The organism is Neisseria sp. HMSC065D04 (assembly GCF_001815675.1).
Classification (GTDB): Bacteria; Pseudomonadota; Gammaproteobacteria; order Burkholderiales; family Neisseriaceae; genus Neisseria.
Map to the genome: position 1 here is coordinate 93,673 of NZ_KV821557.1, position 25,395 is coordinate 119,067.

General features: G+C 53.7%; 21 protein-coding genes and 2 tRNA genes. 17 read left to right on the forward strand and 6 right to left on the reverse strand.

Translation table 11 applies throughout. From position 1 onward, the window contains the following. Positions 1-159: 159 nt before the first annotated feature. The 3 genes from HMPREF3050_RS12525 to HMPREF3050_RS12535 all read right to left on the reverse strand — a co-directional run bounded on the left by HMPREF3050_RS12525 (position 160) and on the right by HMPREF3050_RS12535 (position 1,642). Positions 160-235 (reverse strand) — tRNA-Ala (locus tag HMPREF3050_RS12525). A 6-nt stretch (positions 236-241) separates the two neighbouring features. Further along, positions 242-318: transfer RNA gene (locus HMPREF3050_RS12530), tRNA-Met, on the reverse strand. Between the two features lie 166 nt (positions 319-484). After that, complete coding sequence (locus HMPREF3050_RS12535; protein ID WP_070775015.1) at positions 485-1,642, reverse strand: class I SAM-dependent methyltransferase; 1,158 nt, start codon at positions 1,640-1,642, stop codon at positions 485-487. 351 nt (positions 1,643-1,993) lie between these two features. Here HMPREF3050_RS12535 and mraZ point away from each other — a divergent pair, with 351 nt between their 5' ends. The 16 genes from mraZ (at position 1,994) to katA (ending at position 21,126) form a co-directional block, all read left to right on the forward strand. Continuing rightward, positions 1,994-2,449, forward strand: a complete 456-nt coding sequence (mraZ, locus tag HMPREF3050_RS12540) for a division/cell wall cluster transcriptional repressor MraZ (protein WP_070775016.1) — start codon at positions 1,994-1,996, stop codon at positions 2,447-2,449. Next, entirely contained in the window at positions 2,446-3,399 is a 954-nt protein-coding gene (gene rsmH / locus HMPREF3050_RS12545; RefSeq protein ID WP_070775017.1) for a 16S rRNA (cytosine(1402)-N(4))-methyltransferase RsmH, read from the forward strand. Before mraZ ends, rsmH begins: the two co-directional genes overlap by 4 nt. Before the next feature lie 55 nt (positions 3,400-3,454). Then, a complete protein-coding gene (ftsL, locus tag HMPREF3050_RS12550) occupies positions 3,455-3,718 on the forward strand; it encodes a cell division protein FtsL (protein WP_003761340.1) in 264 nt (87 codons plus the stop codon). 81 nt (positions 3,719-3,799) lie between these two features. Continuing rightward, complete coding sequence (locus HMPREF3050_RS12555) at positions 3,800-5,548, forward strand: peptidoglycan D,D-transpeptidase PBP2 (protein ID WP_049223498.1); 1,749 nt, start codon at positions 3,800-3,802, stop codon at positions 5,546-5,548. Between the two features lie 24 nt (positions 5,549-5,572). Then, on the forward strand, positions 5,573-7,051 hold the full coding sequence (locus HMPREF3050_RS12560) for a UDP-N-acetylmuramoyl-L-alanyl-D-glutamate--2,6-diaminopimelate ligase (protein ID WP_070775018.1): 1,479 nt from the start codon (positions 5,573-5,575) through the stop codon (positions 7,049-7,051). A gap of 187 nt (positions 7,052-7,238) precedes the next feature. Beyond that, on the forward strand, positions 7,239-7,760 hold the full coding sequence (locus HMPREF3050_RS12565; protein WP_009310917.1) for a M23 family metallopeptidase: 522 nt from the start codon (positions 7,239-7,241) through the stop codon (positions 7,758-7,760). A 24-nt stretch (positions 7,761-7,784) separates the two neighbouring features. Then, entirely contained in the window at positions 7,785-8,669 is an 885-nt protein-coding gene (locus tag HMPREF3050_RS12570) for a peptidase (RefSeq protein ID WP_070775019.1), read from the forward strand. A gap of 40 nt (positions 8,670-8,709) precedes the next feature. Continuing rightward, positions 8,710-10,077 (forward strand): UDP-N-acetylmuramoyl-tripeptide--D-alanyl-D-alanine ligase, encoded by a 1,368-nt coding sequence (murF, locus tag HMPREF3050_RS12575; protein ID WP_070775020.1) that lies wholly within the window; start codon positions 8,710-8,712, stop codon positions 10,075-10,077. 276 nt (positions 10,078-10,353) lie between these two features. Further along, positions 10,354-11,436, forward strand: coding sequence for a phospho-N-acetylmuramoyl-pentapeptide-transferase (gene mraY / locus HMPREF3050_RS12580; RefSeq protein ID WP_049230312.1), 1,083 nt, complete (start codon positions 10,354-10,356; stop codon positions 11,434-11,436). A gap of 217 nt (positions 11,437-11,653) precedes the next feature. Then, on the forward strand, positions 11,654-12,946 hold the full coding sequence (locus HMPREF3050_RS12585; RefSeq protein WP_070775021.1) for a valine--pyruvate transaminase: 1,293 nt from the start codon (positions 11,654-11,656) through the stop codon (positions 12,944-12,946). A gap of 140 nt (positions 12,947-13,086) precedes the next feature. After that, positions 13,087-13,437 carry a Plug domain-containing protein gene (locus HMPREF3050_RS15065; RefSeq protein ID WP_246830278.1) on the forward strand — a complete coding sequence of 117 codons (351 nt, stop codon included), beginning with the start codon at positions 13,087-13,089 and terminating at the stop codon, positions 13,435-13,437. 12 nt (positions 13,438-13,449) lie between these two features. Next, positions 13,450-15,309, forward strand: a complete 1,860-nt coding sequence (locus HMPREF3050_RS12590; RefSeq protein ID WP_283122386.1) for a TonB-dependent receptor — start codon at positions 13,450-13,452, stop codon at positions 15,307-15,309. A 216-nt stretch (positions 15,310-15,525) separates the two neighbouring features. Continuing rightward, complete coding sequence (locus HMPREF3050_RS12595) at positions 15,526-16,290, forward strand: ABC transporter ATP-binding protein (RefSeq protein WP_045074339.1); 765 nt, start codon at positions 15,526-15,528, stop codon at positions 16,288-16,290. Between the two features lie 150 nt (positions 16,291-16,440). Continuing rightward, entirely contained in the window at positions 16,441-17,352 is a 912-nt protein-coding gene (locus HMPREF3050_RS12600) for an iron-siderophore ABC transporter substrate-binding protein (RefSeq protein ID WP_246830280.1), read from the forward strand. After that, positions 17,346-19,313: a Fe(3+)-hydroxamate ABC transporter permease FhuB gene (fhuB, locus tag HMPREF3050_RS12605; RefSeq protein WP_070775023.1), complete on the forward strand. Its 1,968-nt coding sequence runs from the start codon at positions 17,346-17,348 to the stop codon at positions 19,311-19,313. The genes HMPREF3050_RS12600 and fhuB overlap by 7 nt, the downstream gene beginning before the upstream one ends. A gap of 298 nt (positions 19,314-19,611) precedes the next feature. Beyond that, entirely contained in the window at positions 19,612-21,126 is a 1,515-nt protein-coding gene (katA, locus tag HMPREF3050_RS12610; RefSeq protein WP_070775024.1) for a catalase KatA, read from the forward strand. Between the two features lie 153 nt (positions 21,127-21,279). Here katA and mscL read toward each other — a convergent pair whose 3' ends face one another. The 3 genes from mscL to HMPREF3050_RS12625 all read right to left on the reverse strand — a co-directional run bounded on the left by mscL (position 21,280) and on the right by HMPREF3050_RS12625 (position 24,411). Further along, positions 21,280-21,720, reverse strand: coding sequence for a large conductance mechanosensitive channel protein MscL (gene mscL, locus HMPREF3050_RS12615; RefSeq protein WP_049223401.1), 441 nt, complete (start codon positions 21,718-21,720; stop codon positions 21,280-21,282). A gap of 282 nt (positions 21,721-22,002) precedes the next feature. Then, positions 22,003-22,791, reverse strand: coding sequence for an enoyl-ACP reductase FabI (fabI, locus tag HMPREF3050_RS12620; RefSeq protein WP_009310937.1), 789 nt, complete (start codon positions 22,789-22,791; stop codon positions 22,003-22,005). Positions 22,792-22,971: 180 nt separating this feature from the next. Next, entirely contained in the window at positions 22,972-24,411 is a 1,440-nt protein-coding gene (locus HMPREF3050_RS12625) for an MFS transporter (protein ID WP_070775025.1), read from the reverse strand. 150 nt (positions 24,412-24,561) lie between these two features. On the opposite strand from HMPREF3050_RS12625, the gene HMPREF3050_RS12630 reads away from it, so the two are divergent. Further along, the gene (locus HMPREF3050_RS12630; RefSeq protein WP_070775026.1) at positions 24,562-25,383 is read left to right on the forward strand and encodes a fimb protein; all 822 of its coding nucleotides are present in this window, start codon (positions 24,562-24,564) and stop codon (positions 25,381-25,383) included. The last annotated feature ends 12 nt before the right edge of the window (positions 25,384-25,395 follow it).

The following is a 25,395-nucleotide window of genomic DNA, read 5'->3' on the forward strand; positions in this document are numbered from 1 at the left end:
TGTCCTGATTTAAATTTAATCCACTATAGTTTGAGACCGATTGGTTTTTTGTGTTCGGTGCTTAGAAAATTGATTGCTTGGAATATGTGTCGTGTTGTTAATCTATGATAGAGTCAATAAATACAAAAAAGACCTTGTTTAAACAAGGTCTTTTTTATCTGGTGGAGGTAAGCGGGATCGAACCGCTGACCTCTTGCATGCCATGCAAGCGCTCTACCAACTGAGCTATACCCCCGAAATTTGGTGGCGAATCAGGGACTCGAACCCCGGACACAAGGATTATGATTCCTCTGCTCTAACCGACTGAGCTAATTCGCCGTTTCGTGAAGTCGCTATTATATGTTGTTTTGAGTTTTTGGCAAGTTTTATTTTGTACTTTATGTTTTGTTTTTGTTTTTTAATGGAATAAAACATGGATGAGGTCGTCTGAAACGGTGTTTCAGACGACCTGTGTGTTTGGAGGATGGTTTGAGGTGGGGGAATTTTAAAGTTTGTGGCAGATATCGCCGAAGCGGAAACCTGTCCAGTCGATGCCGATGTTTTTGCCAAAGGCGATGACTTTGAAGAGTTCACCCATTTCGTGCTGGTCGGTCAGTTTTTGTACGGCGGTGCTTACACGGAGGTAGTCTGCTGTGCCTGGCGGGGCGGTTTGTGCCAACAGGTCGGTAATGCCTAGGTTGAATAGGAAATGAGATTGGGGCAGGTAGCCGATGAGGTCTAGTCCGCCGTCGGTGCCTGCTTGGGCAATGTCGGTAAAGTTGACATGTGCGGTCAGATCGGTCAGACCGATATGGAAAAACGGGTCGTGAACGGTGTGGTGGCGGTAGTGGGCGATGAGTGTGCCTTCGTCGCGTTGCGGGTGGTAATACTGGGCGGCGTCAAAACCGTAGTCGATAAATATCATGCCGCCGCGTGTGATTTTCTGCGCGAGGGTGAGAATAAAGGCGTATTGGGCGGGGTGTAGCTCGCTGGTGTAGGGGTGTTCGGTTTCGGGAAAGTAGGTGGCGGCTAAACAGAGGAGGTCGGGTTGGTTTAAGGGTTGCGGACTTTGTTCGAGCTGTCCGTCGGGGTTGATGGAGACGCCGATGTGTTGGAAGGTGTATTGAGTGCGGCGGATGATTTCGACAGGCATGGCATCGAGGACTTCGTTGCCGATGATGATGCCGTCGAAGGATTCGGGCAGTTCGGTCAGATGTATGACTTTTTGTGCCAGTTGCGGGGGGGTGTGTTCGGCGATGAATTGACGTTGGCGTTCGGCAAGCTCGGGAGAGAGTTCGATGATGTAGTAATGCTTGAGGTCGTCTGAAAGGCTTTTCAATAGGGTGGCGGCGAGATGTCCTGTACCTGCGCCGAATTCGTAGATGTTGCCGGCGGTTTGCGGGAGTAGTTCGGCAAGTTGTCGGGCGAGGGTTTGTCCGAATAATGGGGTGAGGGTGGGGCCGGTGATGAAATCGCCGTCTGTGCCGATTTTGTGGCTGCCTCCGGTGTAGTAGCCGTATTCGGGTGTGTAGAGTGCAAGCTCCATAAATCGTGAGAAAGGAATCCAGTTATTTTGGGCTTTTATTTCCTGTTTGATGATTTCGAATAGTTTGGAACTTGAGGCTTGCGCGGCAGGGGAGGGGAGGGGGAGGTGTGCCTTCATAATTGTTAGATAATGTAAAATTTATGAATTTATTTGTCTATTATAACGTGAGCGGAAAAGGGGCGTTTTTTTATTTTTTTATACCATATGTTGTGTCTAAATAATATTTGCAATACTACATATTGTGTTTTTAAAAACCAAATCGGGTAAAATGGGTGGTTCGGCTTGTTTGCTTGTTTGGTTAAAATACTGTTTTTTAATGATTTTGTTGTTGCATATGTACTGGGATTTTAGAGTAAGGCGATTTGACCGAGGCGTTAAAATTTTTTATAGTGTGGGCTAGTGGGGCGATGTGGGTAAAAGTGTCTGCATTGCCCAAAAAATTCCGATTTAAACCGATAGGACGAAATTGTGTTTGGTGGCGCTCACGAATTGAGTATTGACAGCAAAGGGCGGTTGGCGATTCCTGCCAAGTTCCGCGATATTTTGCTGCGCCATTATACGCCGTCGATTGTGGTTACTTTGGATTCCCGTCAAAAATTGCTGATGTATCCGGAGGCTGAATGGGCAAAGGTTGCCGAGCAGCTTTTGCACCTGAAAACGGCAGGAAATCCGATGTTGCAGCGTTATCAAAATCTGCTGCTGCATAATGCGGATACGCTTGAATGGGATAGCGCCGGCCGCGTGCTGATTCCTGCCAATCTGCGCAAACGGGTGGATCTTGAAAAAGACGTTACCTTGGTCGGTCGCGCCAACCGTTTGGAATTGTGGGGCCGTGATCAATGGGAAGCTGAAATGACTCAGGCTTTGGATGATGATCCTGAAGAGTTGGCATTCCAATTAAGTCAGACGGATTTGCAATTGTGAGTAATGCTGAATATCAACATATCACCGTTTTGTTAAATGAGGCGGTTGATGCTTTGGCGGTTCGTGAAGACGGTATTTATGTAGATGGGACGTTCGGCAGGGGAGGGCACTCCCGATTGATTTTGTCCCGTCTGGGCAGTCAAGGTCGTCTGATTGTGTTTGATAAAGACCCGCAAGCGATTGAGGCGGCGCAAAAGCTGGCTGAGCAGGATGGGCGCGTTACGGTAGTTCATGACGGGTTTTCCAGTTTTCAGACGACCCTGGATAAGCTGGGTATTGAAGAAATAGATGGTGCGTTGTTTGATTTGGGGATTTCGTCCCCGCAGATAGATGACGGCGCACGGGGTTTCAGTTTCCGTTTTGATGCACCTTTGGATATGCGCATGGATCCGACGCGGGGGATGTCCGCTGCAGAATGGATTGCAACAGCATCGGAACAGGATTTGCACGAGGTTATCAAGAATTATGGTGAAGAGCGGTTTAGTCGCCAGATTGCGCGCGCCATTGTTGCGCAACGGACAGAAAGTCCGATCGATACAACCCGCAAGCTGGCGCAGCTCGTGGCACAAAACATCCGTACTCGTGAGCGGGGGCAAGACCCTGCGACGCGTACCTTCCAGGCAGTTCGCATCTTTATTAACCGCGAGCTCGAAGAGGTAGAGGCGGTTCTGCCGCAAGTGATGGGTCGTCTGAAACAAGGCGGGCGTTTGGCGGTTATCGCGTTCCATTCGCTTGAAGACCGCATCGTAAAACAGTTTGTCAAAAAGTATTCGCAACACCCTCCTTTGCCGCGTTGGGCGGCAGTAAAAGAAGCGGATTTGCCTCTGCCGCCGTTAAGGGCGGTGGGAAAGGCGATAAAGCCGGGTGTTGAGGAAACTGCCTCCAATCCGCGGGCGCGCAGCGCAGTTTTACGCGTGGCGGAGCGGACGGGCGGTGAGATTACAGAATAAGCATTATGTGGGGCAGGTGTCCTCGGAACAAACAGATTGAGGTCGTCTGAAAACAATGAATAAATTAAATATCCTTTTGTTGGTCTTGGTATCGGTATCTGCTTTTGCGGTGGTCACTGTGCAAGACCAATCGCGTTTGCACTTCATCGCTTTGGATAAAGCGCAAAAGCAGGAAATCAAGCTTGATCAGGACTATGCACGCTTGAAATTGGATCAGGCGCGGCTGGCGAACCACAAGCTGATTAAGGTGGCGGCTGAGAAGCAACGCCTCAAACCGCCCGGCGCGGATAATACCGTGATGGTGGAACGAAAAAAATAATATAGCCGGCTTATCCGGTACTGCAAATTGGTGCCGTTAGATAAAGACACGGTTCGGGTGATTATGAATTGAGATGTTAAGATGTTGATTAAAAACGAATATAAACCGAGCATGCTGCCCAAGACAGCCAAAGCTAAAAAACCCATCACCAGTGATGGGCGGATTTCTTTGGTGTTGTGGCTGATTGCGGCTGCGTTTGTCGGACTGCTGGCTCGCGGCATCTATTTGCAAACCACGCAGCATGAATTTTTGAAAAATCAGGGCGATCAGCGTTTTGTCCGTACCCTGACTTTACCTGCGTCGCGCGGCATGATTACGGACCGTAACGGCGCGACTTTGGCGTTGAGTGCACCGACTGAATCTTTGTATGCCATGCCTTCCGGTATGGAAGAAATGCCGACTGCCGAACAGATGGCTAAGTTGGCGGCTATTGTTGAGCTGCCTGTTGAGGCATTGCAGGAAAAATTGGCGAAAAAAGATAAAGATTTTATTTATCTGAAGCGTCAACTCAGCCAAGAAAAAGCAGAAGAAATTAAAGCTTTGGGCATTAAAGGCTTGGCATTTCAAAAAGAACTGAAACGCCATTATCCGATGGGCAACCTGTTCGCGCACGTTATCGGTTTCACCAATATCGACGGCAAAGGACAGGAAGGCTTGGAATTGTCGCGTGAAGACAGTCTGCATGGTGCGGACGGCGCGAAAGTAGTTTTGCGCGACAATAAAGGCAATATCGTTGATAGTTTGGACTCTCCGCGCAACAGCGATCCGAAAAACGGACAGGACATGGTTTTGTCTTTGGATCAACGTATTCAAACACTTGCCTATGATGAGCTGAATAAGGCAGTGGCTTATCACAAAGCCAAAGCAGGTACGGTTGTGGTATTGGATGCGCAAACCGGCGAAATCTTGGCTTTGGTCAACAGCCCTGCCTACGATCCGAACCAACCGGGCAGCGCCGATAGCGAACAGCGCCGCAATCGAGCCGTTACCGATATGATTGAGCCGGGTTCTGCAATGAAGCCGTTTACGATTGCCAAAGCATTGGATTCCGGCAAAGTCGGTGTGGCTGATCGTTTTAACACCATGCCTTATAAAATTGGTCCCGCTACCGTACGCGATACCCATGTGTATCCTACTTTGGATGTGCGCGGCATTATGCAAAAATCTTCCAACGTCGGTACCAGCAAACTGTCTGCAAAATTCACGCCTAAAGAAATGTATGATTTTTATCATGATTTGGGTGTGGGCGTGCGGATGCACTCCGGTTTCCCCGGTGAGACGGCCGGTCTTTTGAGAAGCTGGCGCAGATGGCAGCCGATTGAACAGGCAACCATGTCTTTCGGTTACGGCTTGCAATTGAGCCTGCTGCAATTGGCGCGTGCTTATACCATGTTGACACACGACGGCGAATTGTTGCCGGTCAGCTTTGAGAAACAGGCGGTTGCGCCAAAAGGCAAACGCGTCATTAAAGCTTCGACCGCGCGTGAAGTTCGTGATTTGATGGTTTCTGTAACCGAGCCTGGCGGTACGGGTACAGCAGGTGCGGTAGATGGTTTCGACGTCGGCGCGAAAACCGGTACGGCGCGTAAGTTGGTCAACGGACGTTACGTTGATAACAAACACGTGGCAACTTTCATAGGTTTTGCTCCTGCCAAAAATCCCCGTGTGATTGTGGCGGTAACCATCGACGAACCGACTGCAAACGGTTACTACGGTGGCGTAGTGGCAGGTCCGGTCTTCAAACAAGTCATGGGCGGCAGCCTGAATATCTTGGGCGTTTCCCCCACCAAGCCTCTGACCAATGTTGCAGCCGTTAAAACACCGTCTTAATCCGAGTATCAACGAGATTATTTTATGTTCAGCAAGTTAACCCCTTTAGCTGAAACCAACATTCCGCCTCTGCTGTGTGCAAACGCAGCAGGGCGTTTGTTGCATTCAGACAGCCGTCAAATTAAACAAGGTGATATTTTCGTTGCCTGTCAGGGCGAATATACGGACGGCCGCAGTTATATCCCCGCCGCCATTGCCAACGGCGCGGCTTTTGTTTTTTGGGACGACGACGGCAAATTTGCGTGGAATCCCGAATGGAAAGTCCCCAATCAAGGCATCAAAGATTTGAAACACCGTGCCGGAATGTTGGCGGCGCAAGTTTACGGCAATGTTTCAGACGACCTCAAAGTCTGGGGCGTAACCGGTACCAACGGCAAAACCTCCATCACACAATGGCTGGCACAAGCCGCCGATTTATTGGGCGAAAAAACCACCATTATCGGCACAGTCGGCAACGGCTTTTGGGGCGCATTGGAAGAAACCACGCACACCACCCCCGCCCCTGTCGATGTCCAAACCCTGCTCTACCGTTTCCGTCAACAGGGCGCAACAGCCGCCGCGATGGAAGTCTCCAGCCACGGCCTTGACCAGTCGCGCGTCAACGGCGTGCCATTCCGCAGCGCAATCTTCACCAACCTCACCCGAGACCACCTCGACTACCACGGCACGATGGAAGCCTACGGTGCCATCAAGTCGCGCCTGTTTTACTGGCACGGCTTGAAACACGCCATTATCAACGTGGATGACGAATACGGTGCAGAACTCGCAGGTCGTCTGAAAAAAGACTGTCCTGATTTGGCCGTTTACAGCTACGGCTTCAGCGAACACGCCGACATCCGCATTGTTCATTTCACCGCCTCTTCAGACGGCATGGAAGCCGTATTCCAAACCCCGTGGGGCGAAGGCCGCTGCCGCACTCGCCTGCTCGGACGGTTCAACGCGCAAAACCTCGCCGCTTGCATCGCCTTGCTTTGTGCCAACGGTTATCCGCTTGATAAAGTATTGGATGTGCTGGCAAAAATCCGCCCCGCCTCAGGCCGTATGGACTGCATTATGAACAGCGGCAAGCCCTTGGTCGTTGTCGATTACGCCCACACACCTGACGCATTGGAAAAAGCACTAGCTACCTTGCAGGAAATCAAACCGCAGGGTGCGGCTTTGTGGTGCGTATTCGGCTGCGGCGGCAACCGCGACCACGGCAAACGCCCGCTAATGGGCGCAGCAGCCGTACAGGGTGCGGATAAAGTCGTCGTAACCAGCGACAACCCGCGCTTGGAAAATCCGCAAGACATCATCAATGACATCCTGCCTGCCGTGCCCGCGCCCGAATGCGTCGAAGCCGACCGCGCCGCAGCTATCCGTTATGTAGTCGAACGTGCCGCCGCAAACGACATTATCCTGATTGCCGGAAAAGGACACGAAAATTATCAGGATATGCAGGGAGTGAGGCATCATTTTTCTGATTTTGAAGTTGCAGAGAAAGCGTTGGCAGAGCGGATATAACAACGGGTACCAAAGTTTTCAGACGGCCTGAAGACCATCAAGGTCGTCTGAAAGCGTTTATACCCACGATAAAAACAACAGACACACGCATTACGGCACGTCAGCTATTAAACCTATCGCAGTTGTTTCAGACGGCCTCTGATTATCGTTTCAAGAGGCCGTCTGAAAAAACAAGGAGACCGATTTGATGCTGAAAATGCCGACAAAAACCCTTTTAATCAGTGCAGCCATGATTTTATTTGCGGGCTGTACCACCAAACAACTGCCGCGCCCGAACGCTGAAATTGCCGAGCTGAGGGCGAAAGAGCCGCCGGCGGCGCAAAGTTTGCCCAATCCTGTTAAAGGCAAGCGTTTTGACGACACTTGGGGCGCGGCGCGCAGCCAGGGGCGCAGACATGAAGGCGTGGATATTTTCGCCAAGAAAAACACGCCGATACGCAGCACGACGCCCGGTATCGTAACCAAAATCGGGCGCAACCGATTGGGTGGCAAAGTCATCGGCATCCAAGGACCGGGCGCATGGCACTACTATGCCCACCTCAACAAATTCGCCAGCGTCCGCCTGTACGAGCGTGTGAAAGAAGGACAGGTCATCGGCTATGTCGGTAAAACCGGCAACGCCAAAACCACGCCGGCCCATTTGCATTACGGCGTGTATCTGCCAAGCGGTGCGATTAATCCGTATCCATTGATTAATCAGGACAAATAGGTCGTCTGAAAAAAGAGTGAAGAGATGAACGCAAAAAAATTGGTCAAGGCAACGAACATCATCGGTATGGTAGCAGTGACACTGCTGGTGTATTGGGTGTTCGCGTTGATATTGATCCAAGTCTTCGGACTCAAGGTGTTCCGTGAACACATTACAGAAATTTTCCTGATGAGTATTTTGGGGATTTTGGCTGTGATGGGCGGTACGTTGATGTTGAACATCATGTTGAATCTGACCCGTATTGCCGAGCGCGGGCAGGAAGAAGAAGTCCGTGGCGGTAGGAAAACCGTATATCTGCTGTTGGCGGTATTTCCTATTTTGGCGGCGTTGCTGTTCGGCGGCAATTACCTGACTATTCGGCAAAAACGCGACATCTTAACCCAATCGTCGGAGCGCATCGTCAAAGACAATCCTGCTCAACTAGATGCATTGGCCGATTACCGTTTCGATTTGGCGTATATTAAAAAATCGTCAGAAATCCTTGATTTGATGGCTAAAGATGATTTGTCGTTCAAATCTGCCATGATTATCGTGCAGGATAAGATCGACAACAAACCGGTTTATCTGGCTTTTTCAGCCGATTCCCGCCTTAACGTGGGTGGCGAAGCTGTACCTGCCGCCAGTCAAAATGAAGCTGTACCTGCTGCCAATCAAAATGTAGAAGGTAATGATAATTTTGTCATGGATCGAAATGGTGAGAAAGTGATGGTCAAGAAAACGGACTATGTCTATTCTCCGAATTTGAAGGAGCGCGAATACCTGCAAAAAGTATTTGCCGGACAAACTCAGGAAATGCGCTATGAAGCGGAAGACGGTCATTACAGCCTCTGCCATCCTTACCGTAAAAACGGTAAAACCATCGTATTGTGTTTCTCCGATTATCAGGAGTACGGAAAAATCGGTAGCTGAGTGTTAAAAAACTGTCTGAAAAAAACAAACGAAAGAAACCATGAAACCATTAGACCTAAATTTCATCTGTCAAACCCTCAACCTTCCGACGCCGTCTGAAAACAAACCCGTTTCGCGCATCGTAACCGACAGCCGTGATATCCGCGCGGGCGATGTGTTTTTTGCATTGGCGGGCGAGCGGTTTGACGCTCATGATTTTGTTGAAGACGTATTGGCTGCGGGTGCGGCGGCGGTTGTGGTTTCGCGCAAAGATTGCGCTGCTTTGGATGGCGCGTTGAAAGTCGATGACACGCTTGCCGCGTTGCAAACGCTGGCGAAGGCGTGGCGCGATAATGTGAACCCGTTTGTGTTCGGCATTACCGGTTCGGGCGGCAAGACGACGGTGAAGGAAATGCTGGCTGCGGTATTGCGCCGCCGTTTCGGCGATGATGCCGTTTTGGCGACGGCGGGCAACTTCAACAACCACATCGGCCTTCCGCTGACTTTGTTGAAATTAAACGAAAAACACCGCTATGCCGTCATTGAAATGGGCATGAACCATTTCGGCGAGCTGGCGGTTTTGACGCAAATCGCCAAACCCGATGCCGCTTTGGTCAACAACGCCCTGCGCGCCCATGTCGGCTGCGGTTTTGACGGCACGAACGATATTGCCAAGGCGAAAAGCGAGATTTATCAAGGTTTGGGCGAAGACGGATTAGCTTTGATTCCGTGCGAAGACGAACATGCCGCCGTGTTTCAGACGACCTCCCAAGGTCATCAGCAGCGGACTTTCGGTGTCGATAGCGGCGATGTCCATGCGGAAAATATCGTGCTGAAACCTTTGTCGTGCGAATTTGATTTGGTGTGCGGCGACGAGCGCGCCGCCGTGGTGCTGCCTGTTCCCGGTCGCCACAATGTCCATAACGCTGCTGCTGCTGCCGCGCTGGCTTTGGCTGCGGGTTTGATTTTGGACGATGTGGCGGAAGGTTTGAAAGGTTTCAGCAACATCAAAGGTCGTCTGAACGTCAAATCCGGCATCAAAGGTGCGACCCTGATTGACGATACTTACAACGCGAACCCCGACAGCATGAAAGCCGCAATTGACGTGTTGGCGCGTATGCCTGCGCCGCGTATTTTTGTGATGGGCGATATGGGCGAACTGGGCGAGGACGAGGCCGCCGCCATGCACGCCGAAGTCGGCGCGTACGCCCGCGACCAAGGCATCGAAGCGGCTTATTTTGTCGGCGACAACAGCGTCGAAGCGGCAGAAACGTTTGGCGCGGACGGTTTGTGGTTTGCCGCCAAAGACCCGTTGATTCAAGTGTTGAGCCACGATTTGCCCGAACGCGCCACCGTGTTGGTGAAAGGTTCGCGCTTTATGAAGATGGAAGAAGTGGTCGAGGTATTGACGGACAAAGAGGCCGTCTGAAAATGAAAAGCCTTATTGCTGATTGGTGCGAAATTATCCGATTTGCGTGATTGAGAAAGACGCGAACGCCGCCACTCAATAATGCTGCCATCTCTCTAAACAACGGAAACGGGTTCGCTAGAAACCTGCATTGAGAGTGAACTTCAGCAGGCACTGACTGTCATAAGCAGCTTGATACTCAACAAAGGTCGTCTGAAACTTTTTCAGACGACCCAAAAACCAAAATTTAAAACGGGCGATAAGCCCAATGTAACAACAAAAACAAAAGGAAGCCCCATGTTTTTATGGCTTGCACATTTCAGTAACTGGTTGACCGGTCTGAATGTCTTTCAATACACCACATTCCGCGCCGTCATGGCAGCTTTGACCGCCCTGGCGTTTTCCCTGCTGCTCGGTCCGTGGACCATCCGCAAACTGACGCAGTTGAAAGTCGGGCAGGCGGTACGCACCGACGGGCCGCAAACCCACCTCATCAAAAACGGTACGCCGACGATGGGCGGTTCGCTGATTCTGACCGCTATTACCGTATCCACGCTGTTGTGGGGCAACTGGGCAAACCCGTATATTTGGATTCTCTTGGGCGTATTGCTCGCCACGGGCGCGCTCGGGTTTTACGACGACTGGCGCAAAGTCGTCTATAAAGACCCCAACGGTGTTTCCGCCAAATTCAAAATGGTGTGGCAATCGAGCGTCGCCATTGTTGCCGCGCTTGCCCTGTTCTTCCTTGCTGAAAACTCCTCCAACAACATCCTCATCGTTCCCTTCTTCAAACAAGTCGCTTTGCCGCTGGGCGTGGTCGGCTTCGTCGTCCTGACCTATCTGACCATCGTCGGCACTTCCAACGCCGTCAACCTCACCGACGGCCTTGACGGCCTTGCCGCCTTCCCCGTCGTCCTCGTTGCCGCCGGCCTCGCCATCTTCGCCTACGCCAGCGGACACTCGCAATTCGCCCAATACCTGCAACTGCCTTATGTCGCAGGCGCGAACGAAGTTGTGATTTTCTGTACCGCCATGTGCGGCGCGTGTCTCGGATTCTTGTGGTTCAACGCCTATCCCGCGCAAGTCTTCATGGGCGACGTCGGCGCGCTGGCATTGGGGGCGGCACTCGGTACCGTTGCCGTCATCGTCCGCCAAGAGTTCGTCCTCGTCATTATGGGCGGTCTGTTTGTCGTTGAGGCCGTGTCCGTTATGCTTCAGGTCGGCTGGTATAAGAGAACCAAAAAACGCATCTTCCTGATGGCGCCCATCCACCACCACTACGAACAAAAAGGCTGGAAAGAAACCCAAGTCGTCGTCCGTTTTTGGATTATTACCATCGTCTTGGTGTTAATCGGATTGAGTACGCTGAAAATCCGCTAAGTCGCTTTCCTTTTCCCGACGTTCACATTTTCAGACGACCTGATGAGATTCATCGGGTCGTCTGAATTTTTAAGAGGGCAGGGCAGATGAATTGCCGTCACATATTCTTGCGATGTTGGGACAATGGTGCGTCAAACCCGCCACATTCATTTTCAGACGACCCCTCACCATATCAAGCTGATATAATCCCCGCCAATCATATTTACACGGAGTCATCATGCAGTTCTCGGCATTCGGCGAAAAATTCACGCAACACAACGGCATCCTGCAACTTATGGACGACCTCGGCGACGCGCTCAAAAGCGACAAGTCCGTCAACATGCTCGGCGGCGGCAATCCGGCGCGGATCTCCGAAGTCAACTCCGTGTTCGCCGACGTATTTTCAAAGCTGGCGGCGGAGCACGCTGTCGAGAACATTGGCAACTACTCCAATCCCCAAGGCGATGCCGCGCTGATTGACGCGTTGACCGCCTTCCTCAACCGCGAATACGGCTGGCACCTGACCGCCGACAATATCGCGCTGACCAACGGTTCGCAGAACGCGTTTTTCTATCTTTTCAACCTCTTCGGCGGCAAATTCAAGGTTTCAGACGACCTTTCCGTAGAGAAAGCCATCCTGCTGCCGCTCGCGCCCGAATACATCGGCTATGCCGACGTGCATGTCGAAGGGCAGCACTTTGTTTCCGTCAAACCGAAAATCGAAGCGGTCGAACACGAAGGCGAAGCAGGCTTCTTCAAATACCGCGTGGACTTTGACGCGCTGGAAAGCCTGCCCGAACTCAAAGCGGGCAAAATCGGCGCGATTTGCTGTTCGCGCCCGACCAACCCGACCGGCAACGTGCTGACCGACGGCGAAATGGCGCGGCTGGACGCTTTGGCGCAAAAATACGGCATTCCGCTGATTATCGACAACGCCTACGGAATGCCGTTCCCCAACATCATTTACAGCGACGTGATGCTGAATTGGCACGAAAACATCATCCTCTGCTTCAGCCTTTCCAAAGTCGGCCTGCCGGGCGTGCGCACCGGCATCATCGTCGCCGCGCCCGAAGTCGTCAAAGCCGTCAGCAGCCTGAACGCGATTGTGAACCTGTCGCCCACCCGCTTCGGTGCAGCCATCGCAACGCCGCTGTTGCAGGACGGTCGTCTGAAACAGCTTTCAGACGACGTCATCCGGCCGTTTTACCGCAATCAGGCGCAAACCGCCGTCTCGCTGCTCAAGCGCGAGCTGGGCGCGTATCCGCTGAAAATCCACAAGCCCGAAGGCGCGATTTTCCTGTGGCTCTGGTTTGAAAACCTGCCCGTTTCATCGCAAACCCTGTATGAAATGCTCAAAGCCGAAGGCACGCTGATTATTCCGGGCGAACATTTCTTCGTCGGCATCGACACGCAGGATTACCCGCACGCCCGCGAGTGCATCCGCATGAGCATCGCGCAGGACGCAGAAACGCTGGGAAAAGGCATCGCCGCCATCGGCAGGGTGGTGCGCGGGTTGTACGATGCGGCGTAAACGGTAAAGTTGACAGCCATTCAGTCAAAAGGTCGTCTGAAAACAGTTTCAGACGACCTTTTATCATTTATTTTTTTTGAAATGAAATTAATTTTCTTTTAGAATTAACCGTTACGATCGACTTTTGAAAGAAAATACAAATGATTAAGCCCGCTTCCAGACTCAGCATCCTCAGCCTCTCCCTCCTTGCCGTTTCGGCGGCATTTGCCTCAGACGAACCCCAAGTCCGAGAAACCGCCGAACTCGAAACCATCACCGTAACCGTCAGCGCGGACGCATCCAAGGGCGGTTTGATTCCTGCATTTAAGGGCGGACAGGTGGCGCGCGGCAGCCGCGTGGGTATTTTGGGCAATAAAAAAAACCTAGAATCGCCGTTCTCCAATACTGCTTACACCAATAGGCTGATTCAAGACAAACATGCGCGCAGCGTCGGCGACGTACTGCAAAACGACCCGACCGTCCGCGTTGCGCGCGGTTACGGCAATTTTTAGGAAGCGTATTTCATACGCGGCTTTGCCGCCGAATCGGACGATACCATGTACAACGGCCTTTACGGCATCCTGCCGCGCCAATACATCGCCACCGAGCTTTTCGAACGCGTGGAAGTCCAGCGCGGCGCATCCGCCTTCTTAAACGGCATGGCGCCGGGCGGCAACAATATCGGCGGCACGGTATCCGTATTGCCCAAACGCGCGTCCAATGAAGGATTGAACCGGCTGACTGCCAATTACGGCGCGGGAAAACGCGGTGGTTTGGCGGCGGACGTGGCGCGCCGTTTCGGACAAAATCAGGAATTCGGCGTGCGCGTCAATGCGGCGCACCATAATGGCAAAACCGCAATAGACGAAGAAAAGTCCAAACTCAGCCTGGTCAATGTCGGCCTAGACTGGCGCAATGAAAATGCCCGCCTGTCCGCCGATTTGGGTTGGCAGGACAACAAGCTCAAAGCCACGCGTACCAATGTTACCCTGTCAGGCCTGACCGCCGTGCCGGCCGCGCCTGATGCCTCGTCCAACTGGGCGCAGCCGTGGACGTATTCCAACGAGCGCGACTGGTTCGGCACAATGCGCGGCGAATACGATTTCAACGACAACCTGACTGCCTACGCCGCCTATGGCTTCCGCCGCAGCAAGGAAAACAATTCTCTGGCAAACCTGACTGTCCGCAATGTCAACGGCGACGGATCGATTTACCGCTTCGACAACGCGCGTAAGGATAAAATCGACACGGGCGAAATCGGTTTGCGCGGCAAATTCAATACGGGCGCGGTAGAGCACGAATGGACCGCCGCCGCCAACCGTTTCCAATCCTCGCGCAAAAACGCTTACATCATGGATTGGGGCAACCAATATACGACCAACCTCTACAACCCGTCCCGCTATCCGCAACCCGCAGCCGCCGACCCGCTGTATTCGGGCAACGACATGGGCAATCCTGCCGTTACCGGCAAAACACGTCTGACCAGCTTCGCCCTGGGCGACACCTTCAGCCTTTGGGACAAACGCCTGCAATTCATGCTCGGGGCGCGCTGGCAGCAGGTGCATAACAAGGCTTACGCCTATAATACGGGCGCGCAAACCGAAAATTACAAAAAATCGCGCCTCAGTCCCGCCGTCGGCGCGGTGTACCGCATCACGCCGAATTGGTCGGTGTACGGCAACTACATCGAAAGCCTGGGACAAGGCGCGACCGCAGGCTCGACTGCCTCCATCAACGGCCGGGCCTACGCCGTCAGCAATGCCGGCGAATCGCTCAAACCCTATGTTTCCAAACAAAAAGAAATCGGCACGAAATTTGAAGCCAACGGCTTCGGCGCGGGATTGGCCCTGTTCCACACCGACAAACCGCGTTCGCTTTACGTTGCCGAAAGCGGCAACACCGCCCGCTTCACCTCCGAAGGCAAAGACCGCCACCGGGGCGCGGAAATCACCGTTTACGGCGAAGTTGCCCCGGGCGTGAAACTCTTGGGCGGCGTAACCCTGCTCGATGCCAAACAGAAATCCACCGGCTCGTCCTCGACCGACGGCAAACGCACCATCGGTGTGGCCAAAACCCAGGCCAACATCGGCTTGGAATGGGAAGTGCCGAAAGTGCAGGGGCTGGCGTTTGACGGCCGCATGGTCTATACCGGCTCTTCCTACGCCGACGCCGCCAACACGCTCAAAGTCGGCGGCTGGACACGCTTCGACCTCGGCGCACGCTACCGCACCCAAATCGGCAGGCACGAAGCCACCTTCCGCGCCCGCCTCGATAATGTTGCCAACAAGAAATACTGGGCATCCGTCGGCGGATACCCTAACAACGGCTACCTGAACGCCGGCGCACCGCGCAGCTTCACCCTGTCGGCTTCGGTCGATTTTTAAGGGACGGGCGGCAAAACGGTCTCCAACGGTCCAAAGGTCGTCTGAAACGTTTTCAGACGACCTTGGAGCCTGAGGCGTCCGACTTTGCCTTACGCTTTCGGACAACCGCCGTAAAACTCCGCCTTTGCGGCATCGGCACCGACAACGGGCAATGGGTTTTGCCGCTCCGCCGCTTTCTCCGAATAACGTCAAACCCACCAAAAGGTCGTCTGAAACGTGTTCCAAATCCAAAACGCCACCTTCGCCATACCCGGCCGCTCGCTGCTGCACGACATCAGCGTCAACTTTTCCCCTAACCGCGTGTACGGCCTAATCGGTCATAACGGCTCGGGCAAGTCCACGCTGTTGAAACTGCTCACCCGCCAGCATGAACCCGCAGGCGGCAGGATATTGCTGAACGACAAAGAAATACGCGCCTATTCCGCCCGCGCATACGCCAAAGAAGTCGCCTATCTTCCGCAGCACCTGCCCGCCGCCACCGCGCTGACCGCGCGTGAGCTGGTTATGATGGGGCGTTATGCCTGGAGCGGGCTTTTAGGGCGCACGAACGATGCGGACAGACAGGCGGTGGAACAGGCGTTGCGGCTGACGCATACGGAAAAATTTGCCGATCAAATCGTCGATACGCTTTCGGGTGGCGAACGTTCGCGCGTCTGGCTGGCGATGTGCCTGGCGCAGCAAAGCCGCTTTTTGCTGCTGGACGAACCGCTTGCCGCTTTGGACATCGCCCACCAAATCGACGTGATGGCACTGGTGCGCAAGCTGTCTCGCGATTTGGGTTTGGGCGTCATCATCGTCATCCACGACATTAATCTGGCGGCGCAGTATTGCGATGAACTGGTCGCGCTCAAACAGGGACGGCTATTAAAAACGGGCAAACCCGCCGACATCATGACCGCAGAAGTGTTGAAAGACATTTACAGCGTCGATATGAACATCATCGCCCATCCTGAAAACGGCCGCCCCGTGGCATTGCCTTGACGCAGGCAAGCCGTCCCGCCGCATAAGCTCCGACCATAAAATCCGCCGCCCGAATCCAAACCGGATGACATTGCAGACCATTGTGGAATACCTGTATCCGATATGTTTCAGACGACCCTTTATTCAAAAACCGAAAGACCTTCCAAGCTGATGTCCCACCGCTTTTCAGACGACATTCCCCGCCTTGCCGCACGGCTGTTTTTTACCGCCGCCCTCCTGTTTTCCCTGCCTGCACCCGCCGCACCGCGCGTGGCGACTTCGGACTGGACGGTCGCCGAAACACTGACGGCGATGGGACATCCGCCCGTCAGCGTCGCCGACCGCCGCGTGTACGATACCTGGGTGAACCATCCGCCGCTGCCCGCTGCCGTCAAGGAAGCGGGGCTGCGCTTCCAGCCGAATTTGGAGCGGCTGTATCAGATAAAGCCTGATTTTTTCGTGCAATCTTCCTGGTATGCCGCCGCCAAGTCCCAGTTTGAAAAAATCGCCCCGGTACGCGAAGTGGATTTCGGCACGGCAAAAGGCATCGAATATGCCCACACGGTCGAAGCCACGCGCAGGCTGGGTAAAATCATCGGCGACCCTGCCGCTGCCGAAAAGCTGATTGCCGGTACGGAAAACCTGTTTGCCCGCGCCAAACCCGCGCTTTCGGCATATCGCGGCCGCCCGTTTGCGGTGGTGCAGTTTGCCGACGGGCGGCATTTGCGGATTTACGGCAAGACTTCGCTGTTTCAGGCCGTGTTCGACAAATTGGGGCTGAACAATGCCTGGACGGGCAAAAGCAACGAATGGGGTTTCGAAAACATCACGCTTTTAGATTTAGCAAAGCTGCCGCCGGACACGCTGCTGATCATCGTCAAACCGCATCCTCAAAATACACATGCAACGCTCGAAAAAAGCGCGCTTTGGCAACGCCTGCCGTTCAGCCGCCCTGCAAACCGCCGCATCTTCGAGCCGTCGTGGAGCTACGGCGCGCTGCCGTCCATGCAGCGTTTCACTTTGCAACTGATGCGTTCGATGTCGTCTGAAAACCCGTCCGCACAAAAGGAAGTCGCATGGTAAAGATTTTCAGACGACCCCTGCCTATCCTTGCCGCCGCGTTGGCAATATCGTGCGCGCTGACGGCGTTTTGGATATTGAAGCTGGAATGGACGCTGCCGTGGCTGCGGCTGTTTGACCGTCCCGACAGCCTGCCTTTGGACGCGCTGATGGTGCAGAACAACACCCTGCCCCGCATGGCGATGGCGCTGCTCGCGGGCGGCAGTACGGCGATGGCGACCATGCTGATGCAGCAGTTGATGCGCAATCCGCTCGCATCCGACAGTACGCTGGCAGTCAGCAGCGGCGCGCAGGCGGCTTTGGTGGCGGCGACCGTGTTCGCCCCTTCCTTCCTTGCCTACGGCACGTCTGCCGTGGCGTTTGCCGGTGCAGCGGCGGCTTTGGGTGCGGTATTGCGGCTGTCGGCACGGCGCGCCCTGCAACCGCTCAGCGTCGTGCTGGCGGGTTTGGTGGTCAGCCTGTATCTGGGTTCCCTCACCGGTATCGTGATGCTGTTTTTCAGCGAAGAGACGCGCGGCGTGATGCAGTGGGGCAGCGGCTCCCTGGTGCAGGACAGTTGGCGCGATACGTTGGGGCTTTTGTGGCGGATTGCCGTTGCTGCCATACTTACCGCCTTTTTAATCAAACCGTTAAACATCATGAGCCTGGGCGACACGCAGGCGAAATCGGCAGGCATACCGGTGAAGAAAATCCGCCTGCTGTCTTTGGCGGTTGCTGCATTTTTGAGTGCGGGCGTGGTCGGCTTTGTCGGCATGATGGGCTTTGTCGGATTGGCGGCGGCGACGCTGGTGCGGCAAATGGGCGTACGCACGCTGTCCATGCGCCTGATTTGCTCCTTCATCGTCGGCGCACTGCTTTTGATGCTGACGGACAACAGCCTGATGCTGCTGAAACACTACCGCGGCACCGATCTGCCCGCCGGCGCTGTAACTGCCCTCGTCGGCGCGCCGCTTTTGTTGTGGCTGACGGCGAAAGCACCTCCGCGTCCTTCGTTTCAGACGACCTCCGATATTTCAACCGCCGCCCCGCACGTCCTGCGCCTCTTGCGTTTTCTGCCGCTTATCGCCGTCGCCGTATCGGTATTGGCGTTTACGGTCGGACGCTATGACGAAACCCTGCGCCTGACCATAGACCCGGAATATTTCGTATTCCGCTACCCGCGCGTGCTGCTCGCCGCCGCCACCGGCACCATGCTCGCGCTGACCGGTGTCATACTGCAAAGGCTGACGCAAAACCCGATGGCGGGACCCGAACTCTTGGGCATCAGCTCCGGAACGGCATTCGGCGCGATGGCGGTAGTAATGCTGTTCGACATTACCTCGGGCAGCAGCTGGTTTTGGCTGACAGGTATCGTTTCCGCTCTCGTATCCTTGGGGCTGTTGATGCTGTTCAACCGCAAAAACGGATTTACCCCCGAAAAAATCCTGCTTACCGGCATGGCGCTGGCCGCACTCGCCGATGCCGCCATCCGCATTTGGACGGCAAGCGGCGATTTCCGCGTACAACTGCTTTTATTGTGGATGTCAGGTTCGACCTATCAGGCAACGCCCGAATCCGCCCTTACTGTCGGCCTCCTCGCCGTCGCCTCGCTCCTCCTCATCCTCCCGCTGCAACGCTGGCTCGGACTGCTCAGCCTGAACGCGACAATCGCCCGCTCTGTCGGCATCAATGTCCCCCTCGCACGGTTGGTGCTGATCGTCTCAAGCGCAGCGTTAACCGCCTTATCCACCCTGCTTATCGGCCCCTTGAGCTTCGTCGGACTGCTTGCGCCGCATCTGGCCCGTATGCTCGGCGCACGCCTGCCCAAACAGCAACTTGCCGCCGCCGCACTCATCGGCGCATCGGTTATGATGACGGCCGACTGGCTGGGCAGGCAGGTAATGTTCCCTTACGAAGTCCCCGCCGGAATGATGGCCACGCTCATAGGCGGCGCATATTTCATGATGATGATGCGCAAGCTTTAATGCGAACGGAGATACAAAAGGTCGTCTGAAAACAGTTTCAGACGACCTTTTTCTATTTCATGCATTAATCAATAATAAAAATCTAACAAAAATCAAATCTCAATTAATAATAACAATATTAAATTGAAGTCATAGTTTCAATAGTCAAAACCTTTCTGTATAGTCCTATTCATAGCTTAAACAAAAGGAAAAATAAATGTCGATACAAGAAATTTATGAATGCCAAGAAACCGGCTACGAATATGCTTTTCGGCAAATCGTTTTATAAACCACTGACCATTTCACAAAGGAAATTATTATGACTGTCTCTAAATGTCCCGTAACCCACCTGACCATGAACAACGGCGCCCCCGTTGCCGACAATCAAAACAGCCTGACCGCAGGCGCGCGCGGCCCGTTGCTGGCGCAGGATTTGTGGCTGAATGAAAAACTTGCCGACTTCGTGCGCGAAGTGATACCCGAACGCCGTATGCACGCCAAAGGTTCGGGCGCGTTCGGTACATTCACCGTGACGCACGACATCACGAAATACACCCGCGCCAAAATCTTCAGCGAAGTCGGCAAGCAAACCGAGATGTTCGCCCGTTTCACCACCGTGGCAGGCGAGCGCGGCGCAGCCGATGCGGAACGCGACATCCGCGGCTTTGCGTTGAAGTTTTATACCGAAGAAGGCAACTGGGATATGGTCGGCAACAACACGCCTGTGTTCTTCCTGCGCGACCCGCGCAAATTCCCCGACTTGAACAAGGCGGTCAAACGCGACCCGCGCACCAATATGCGCTCCGCCACGAACAACTGGGATTTCTGGACGCTGCTGCCCGAAGCCCTGCACCAAGTCACCATCGTCATGAGCGACCGCGGCATCCCCGCCAGTTACCGCCATATGCACGGCTTCGGTTCGCATACATACAGCTTCTGGAACGAAGCGGGCGAACGTTTTTGGGTGAAATTCCATTTCCGCAGCCGGCAAGGCATTAAAAACCTGACCAACGAAGAAGCCGCCAAAATCATCGCCGACGACCGCGAAAGCCACCAGCGCGACCTGTACGAAGCCATCGAACGCGGCGAGTTTCCGAAATGGACGATGTACATCCAAGTCATGCCTGAAGCCGATGCGGAAAAAGTGCCGTATCATCCCTTCGACCTGACCAAAGTTTGGCCGAAAAAAGACTATCCGCTGATTGAAGTGGGCGAATTCGAGTTGAACCGCAATCCCGAAAACTTCTTCGCCGATGTGGAACAATCCGCCTTTGCACCGAGCAATCTGGTTCCCGGTATCGGCGCCAGCCCCGACAAAATGCTGCAAGCCCGTTTGTTCAATTACGCCGACGCGCAACGCTACCGTTTGGGGGTAAACTTCCGCCAAATCCCCGTCAACCGCCCTCGTTGCCCCGTCCACAGCAACCAACGCGACGGGCAAGGCCGTGCCGACGGCAACTACGGCAGCCTGCCGCACTACGAACCCAACAGCTTCGGCCAATGGCAGGAGCAGCCCGACTTTGCCGAACCGCCTTTAAAAATCAACGGCGACGCAGCGTACTGGGACTACCGCCAAGACGATGACGACTACTTCAGCCAACCGCGCGCCTTGTTTAACCTGATGAACGACGCGCAGAAACAGGCTTTGTTCGACAACACCGCCGCAGCCATGGGCGACGCCCCCGACTTCATCAAATACCGCCATATCCGCAACTGCCACCGTTGCGACCCCGCCTACGGCGAAGGCGTGGCGAAAGCTTTGGGGCTGACCGTTGAAGACGCACAAGCCGCCCGCGCGACCGACCCCGCATTGGGTCAGCCTGGTTTGCTGTAAATGGGAGGAGCCATGTGGATAGAGATTGAAGAATGGTTATCCCACGCAATCCGATACCGTAAACCGTAAATCATTGATATCGGAGAGATACGCAAAACAAAAAGGTCGTCTGAAAATTTTCAGACGACCTTTTTATTTCAAATCTTCAAAAGATTATTTTTTGTTCAGAGAGTCGCGGATTTCACGTAACAGCAATACTTCTTCGCTAGGCTCTGCAGGTGCTTCTTCAACAGGCGCTTCGGCTTTTTTCATGGAGTTCAATGCTTTGATAACGGAGAAAATCGCAGCAGCGATAATCAGGAAGCTGATAACGGAGTTGATGAACAGACCGAGATTCAGGGTGACGGCACCGGCTGCTTGGGCTGCCGCCAAGTTGGCATAGCCTTCTGCGGGCGCTTGCGCACCGTTTTTCAGGGTGATGAACAGGTTGGAGAAGTCAACGCCGCCGATCAACAGACCGATAGGGGGCATGATTACGTCGTCAACCAAAGATTTAACGATGCCGCTGAACGCAGTACCGACGACCATACCGACTGCCAAGTCGATAACGTTGCCGCGCATAATAAACTGTTTGAATTCTGAAGCAATAGACATAAATGTCCTCCTGTATGTTTGTGGATAATAAAGTGAAATTTTTAAAAAAAGTGCGTCCGAAGTGACGGACGGGCTTTTTCAAACCGGCAGGCATAGTATCGTTTTATTTGTTAAATAAAATTCAGAAAAGTTAAAATTTGTTTTATGACAAAATTCCCGAAATATGCCGCCTTTTATACGAAAAAAGAACCGCCTGAAATAGCCGGTGTACCTTTTTTACACCACTTAATCAGACGGTTTTTTGTGTAATAAGTTGTCTTTTCTACAAAATATTACAAATCATTACGCCTCTTCATCGTTCAGGGCGTTGATGCTGTAACCGCCATCAACGTAAGTGATTTCGCCGGTAATGCCTGAAGAGAGTTCGGAGAGCAGGAAGGCGGCGGTGTTGCCGACTTCATCGATGGTTACGTTGCGGCCGAGCGGATTGTGGGAAGCGACGTGTCCCAAGAGTTTGCTTAAATCGGCAATGCCGGAAGCAGCAAGGGTTTTAATCGGGCCGGCGGAAATGCCGTTGCAGCGGATGCCTTCTTTACCCAAGCAGGCGGCGGTAAAGCGGATGCCTGCTTCGAGGCTGGCTTTTGCCATGCCCATGACGTTGTAGTTCGGAATCGCACGAACCGCGCCCAAGTAGCTCAGGGCGACGATGGCGGAGTTTCTGCCGCGCATCATCGGACGGGCGGCTTTTGCCAATGCGGGCAGGCTGTATGCGGAAATTTCGTGTGCGGTATTAAACGCTTCGCGGCTGATGCTGTCGAGGAAGTCGCCGCTCAAGGCTTCTTTCGGTGCGAAGCCGATGGAGTGGACGAGGCCGTCCAAGCCGTCCCAATGTTTGCCCAAATCGGCGAAAACTTGGTTGATTTCGTCGTCGCTGGCGACATCGCAGCGGAATACGAGTTCGGAACCCAATTCGGCGGCCATTTTGCGGACGCGCTCTTCCAGTTTGTCAACAACGTAGGTGAATGCCAAATCCGCGCCTTGTTCGCGGCAGGCTTTGGCAATGCCGTAAGCGATGGAACGCTCGGAAATCATGCCGGTGATCAGGATTTTTTTACCTTGCAGAAAACCCATTTTTTGTCCTTTAAAGTGTGGTATTGCGGTTTGATGAAACTGGGCATTATAGCAAACTGGGGCGGTTTCGGTATAGAAAATAAGAGATAACCTGTCGTCCTGACGTTTTTTGCATTTTTTTCAGACGACCTCTTTGCGCTGTTTGCGGCTTCTTTCAAATGCCCGTTTGGTACCTTATGTTCAAACTTGTTGATCCGGTTCGTGACGTTTCAGGCGCATGGCGAAAAACACCATCACCGCGCCCAACACCAGCGCGCTGCCCATCGCCAGATGGATGCCGTCAAGCATGGCTTGTTGCGGCGAGGCGGCAGAGGACAGTTTCTCGCCGATATTGGTCGCGCCGACGAAAAATGCCGCGCCGATCGCGCCGGCAATCGGGTTGATGGTGGTCAGAATCGCCGCGCCGTGGGGGTTGAGTTTTTTCGGTAGCGCGTTCAAGCCGTGGGTTTCGCCCGTTACGCAGGCGGATACGGACACCGCCATCAGCGTGAACATGGCGGTCAGCATCATGACTTGCGTGTCAATCCGCAAAAACAGCCACAATACCGCCAGCGACACCGTCAGCATCACTGTGGCGGGCAACACGACAAACCGTCCCCCCTTCTTGTCCAACAGTTTTCCGAACAAAGGCGCGGCAACCGCTTGGGCGATACTCGCGGGCATCAGAATCAGCCCCGTCGCCGTGCCTGTCAGCATCAGCACCTGCTGCGTGTACATCGGCATCATCAGTTCCAAACCTAAAAACAGGAACACCGCGCCCGCCAGAATCACGACGCAGTGGCGGAACTGCTTATACTCAAACGCCCGAAGGTTCAGCAGCGGCGTCGCCAGGCGGGACTGGCGGTATGCGAACCAGCCCACCAGCGCGACGGAGGCGGCAAACAGCAGGATAAATTCCGCCAGCGGCAGACTGGCGAAATTACTGCTCGCATACACCAGCCCGCCGAATCCAACAATCGACAGTACGGCAGACAAAATATCAATCTTCGGACGGCTGATGGTGCTTAAATTGACTGTCAGATATTTGCCCACCAACACCATCGCCGCCAGCATAAACGGCGCAGTAAAGCCGAACAGCACGCTCCAATGTGTGTGGTCGATGATGATGCCCGACAGCGTCGGCCCTATCGCGGGCGCGGCGGTGAACATCATGGTAATCACACCCATTGCCGTTCCGCGTTTGTTCGGCGGGTAAATCGACAAAATGCCGTTAAACAGGAGCGGCACGAAAAACGCGGCAGATACCGCCTGCACCATCCGCCCCACAACCAGAATCCCGAAGGTCGGCGCAAACGCGCAAATCAGCGAACCCGCCAGAAACGTCGCCTGCGTAAACAACACCATCTTGCGCGTTTCAAACCATTGAATCACGCCCGCCGTAATCGGCGTGAACGCGCCCATCACCAGCAAAAAGCCCGTTGTCAGCCATTGGACGGTGGTCTTGTCGACACCGAAATCCTTCATAATCGGCGTAAGTGCGACATTTAAAAGCGTGTCGTTGAGATAGCCGAAAAACGCGCCGATAAACAGCGTCGCCACAACGGTTTTGGCAGGGAAATCGGGATTGTCGGCGTGGTATTCGTGAGCCGTATCGTCTGTGTCAAGATCGGAAGCGTGCATAACATCATATTGAAATATTTGAGGAATGCGGATTTTAACATGGGATATGTAAAAAAATGTTTATTTGGTTTTCCGCAAAACTTTTATATTCCGATATAATGACGTCTTCAAAAAATCATATTTCAAATAATTACGTTACGGACAAACATTATGGAAAATACTCAACATGTTTCGCGATGGCGTTTCGCCGTGAAAAGCGCCTCGCTGCATCTGCTTGTCAGTCTGGTTTTGGCGGGCTTGGCGGCGCTGCTTGTTTTTGAAGTCTGGTATCCCTTTCCCTATGCCGAACTGACCGGCGGTTTGGATTTGTATAAGTTGGTCGTATCGGTGGATATCGTGTGCGGTCCGCTGTTGACCCTGATTCTTGCCAGCCCCAAGAAAAAAATGCGCGAGCGCGTGGTCGATTTTTCCTTAATCGGCGCGATCCAGCTTGCCGCTTTGATTTACGGGTTGTACAGCGTATCCCTTGCCCGTCCTGTTGCCGCAGCTTTTGAGCGCGACCGTATCAATATTGTGACTGCCGCCGAAATCGATAAGGCGGATTTGGCAAAAGCCAAAGATGGCTTCAAAACCCTGCCTTGGTTCGGTATAGAGCGCGTAGGCGTACGCGAGGCTGCCAATGTCGATGAAGGCAATGAAAGCCTGAGCTTGTCGCTGACGGGTATCGAACCGAGTATGCGTCCGAATTGGTGGCTGCCCGACGGCCCTGCCGAGCGCGAAAAAATCCGCCGCGTGATGAAGCCGTTGTCCGAATTGGCTGCCGCCCGCAATATGTCTGAAGCGGACATCATCAAATCAGCCAAAGTATCTGCATCCGGCAAACCTTTGTTCTTCCTGCCCCTGACCAGCGGGCGCACGAAAGATTGGGTAGTCATCATGGATGAAAACGCCAATTTCGTGGGTTATGCGCCGATAGACGGTTTTATGACGAATAAAGCCGCGGAGACCAAAACCAAAGAGCAGGTTATTTAAGCGGTTTGGCGG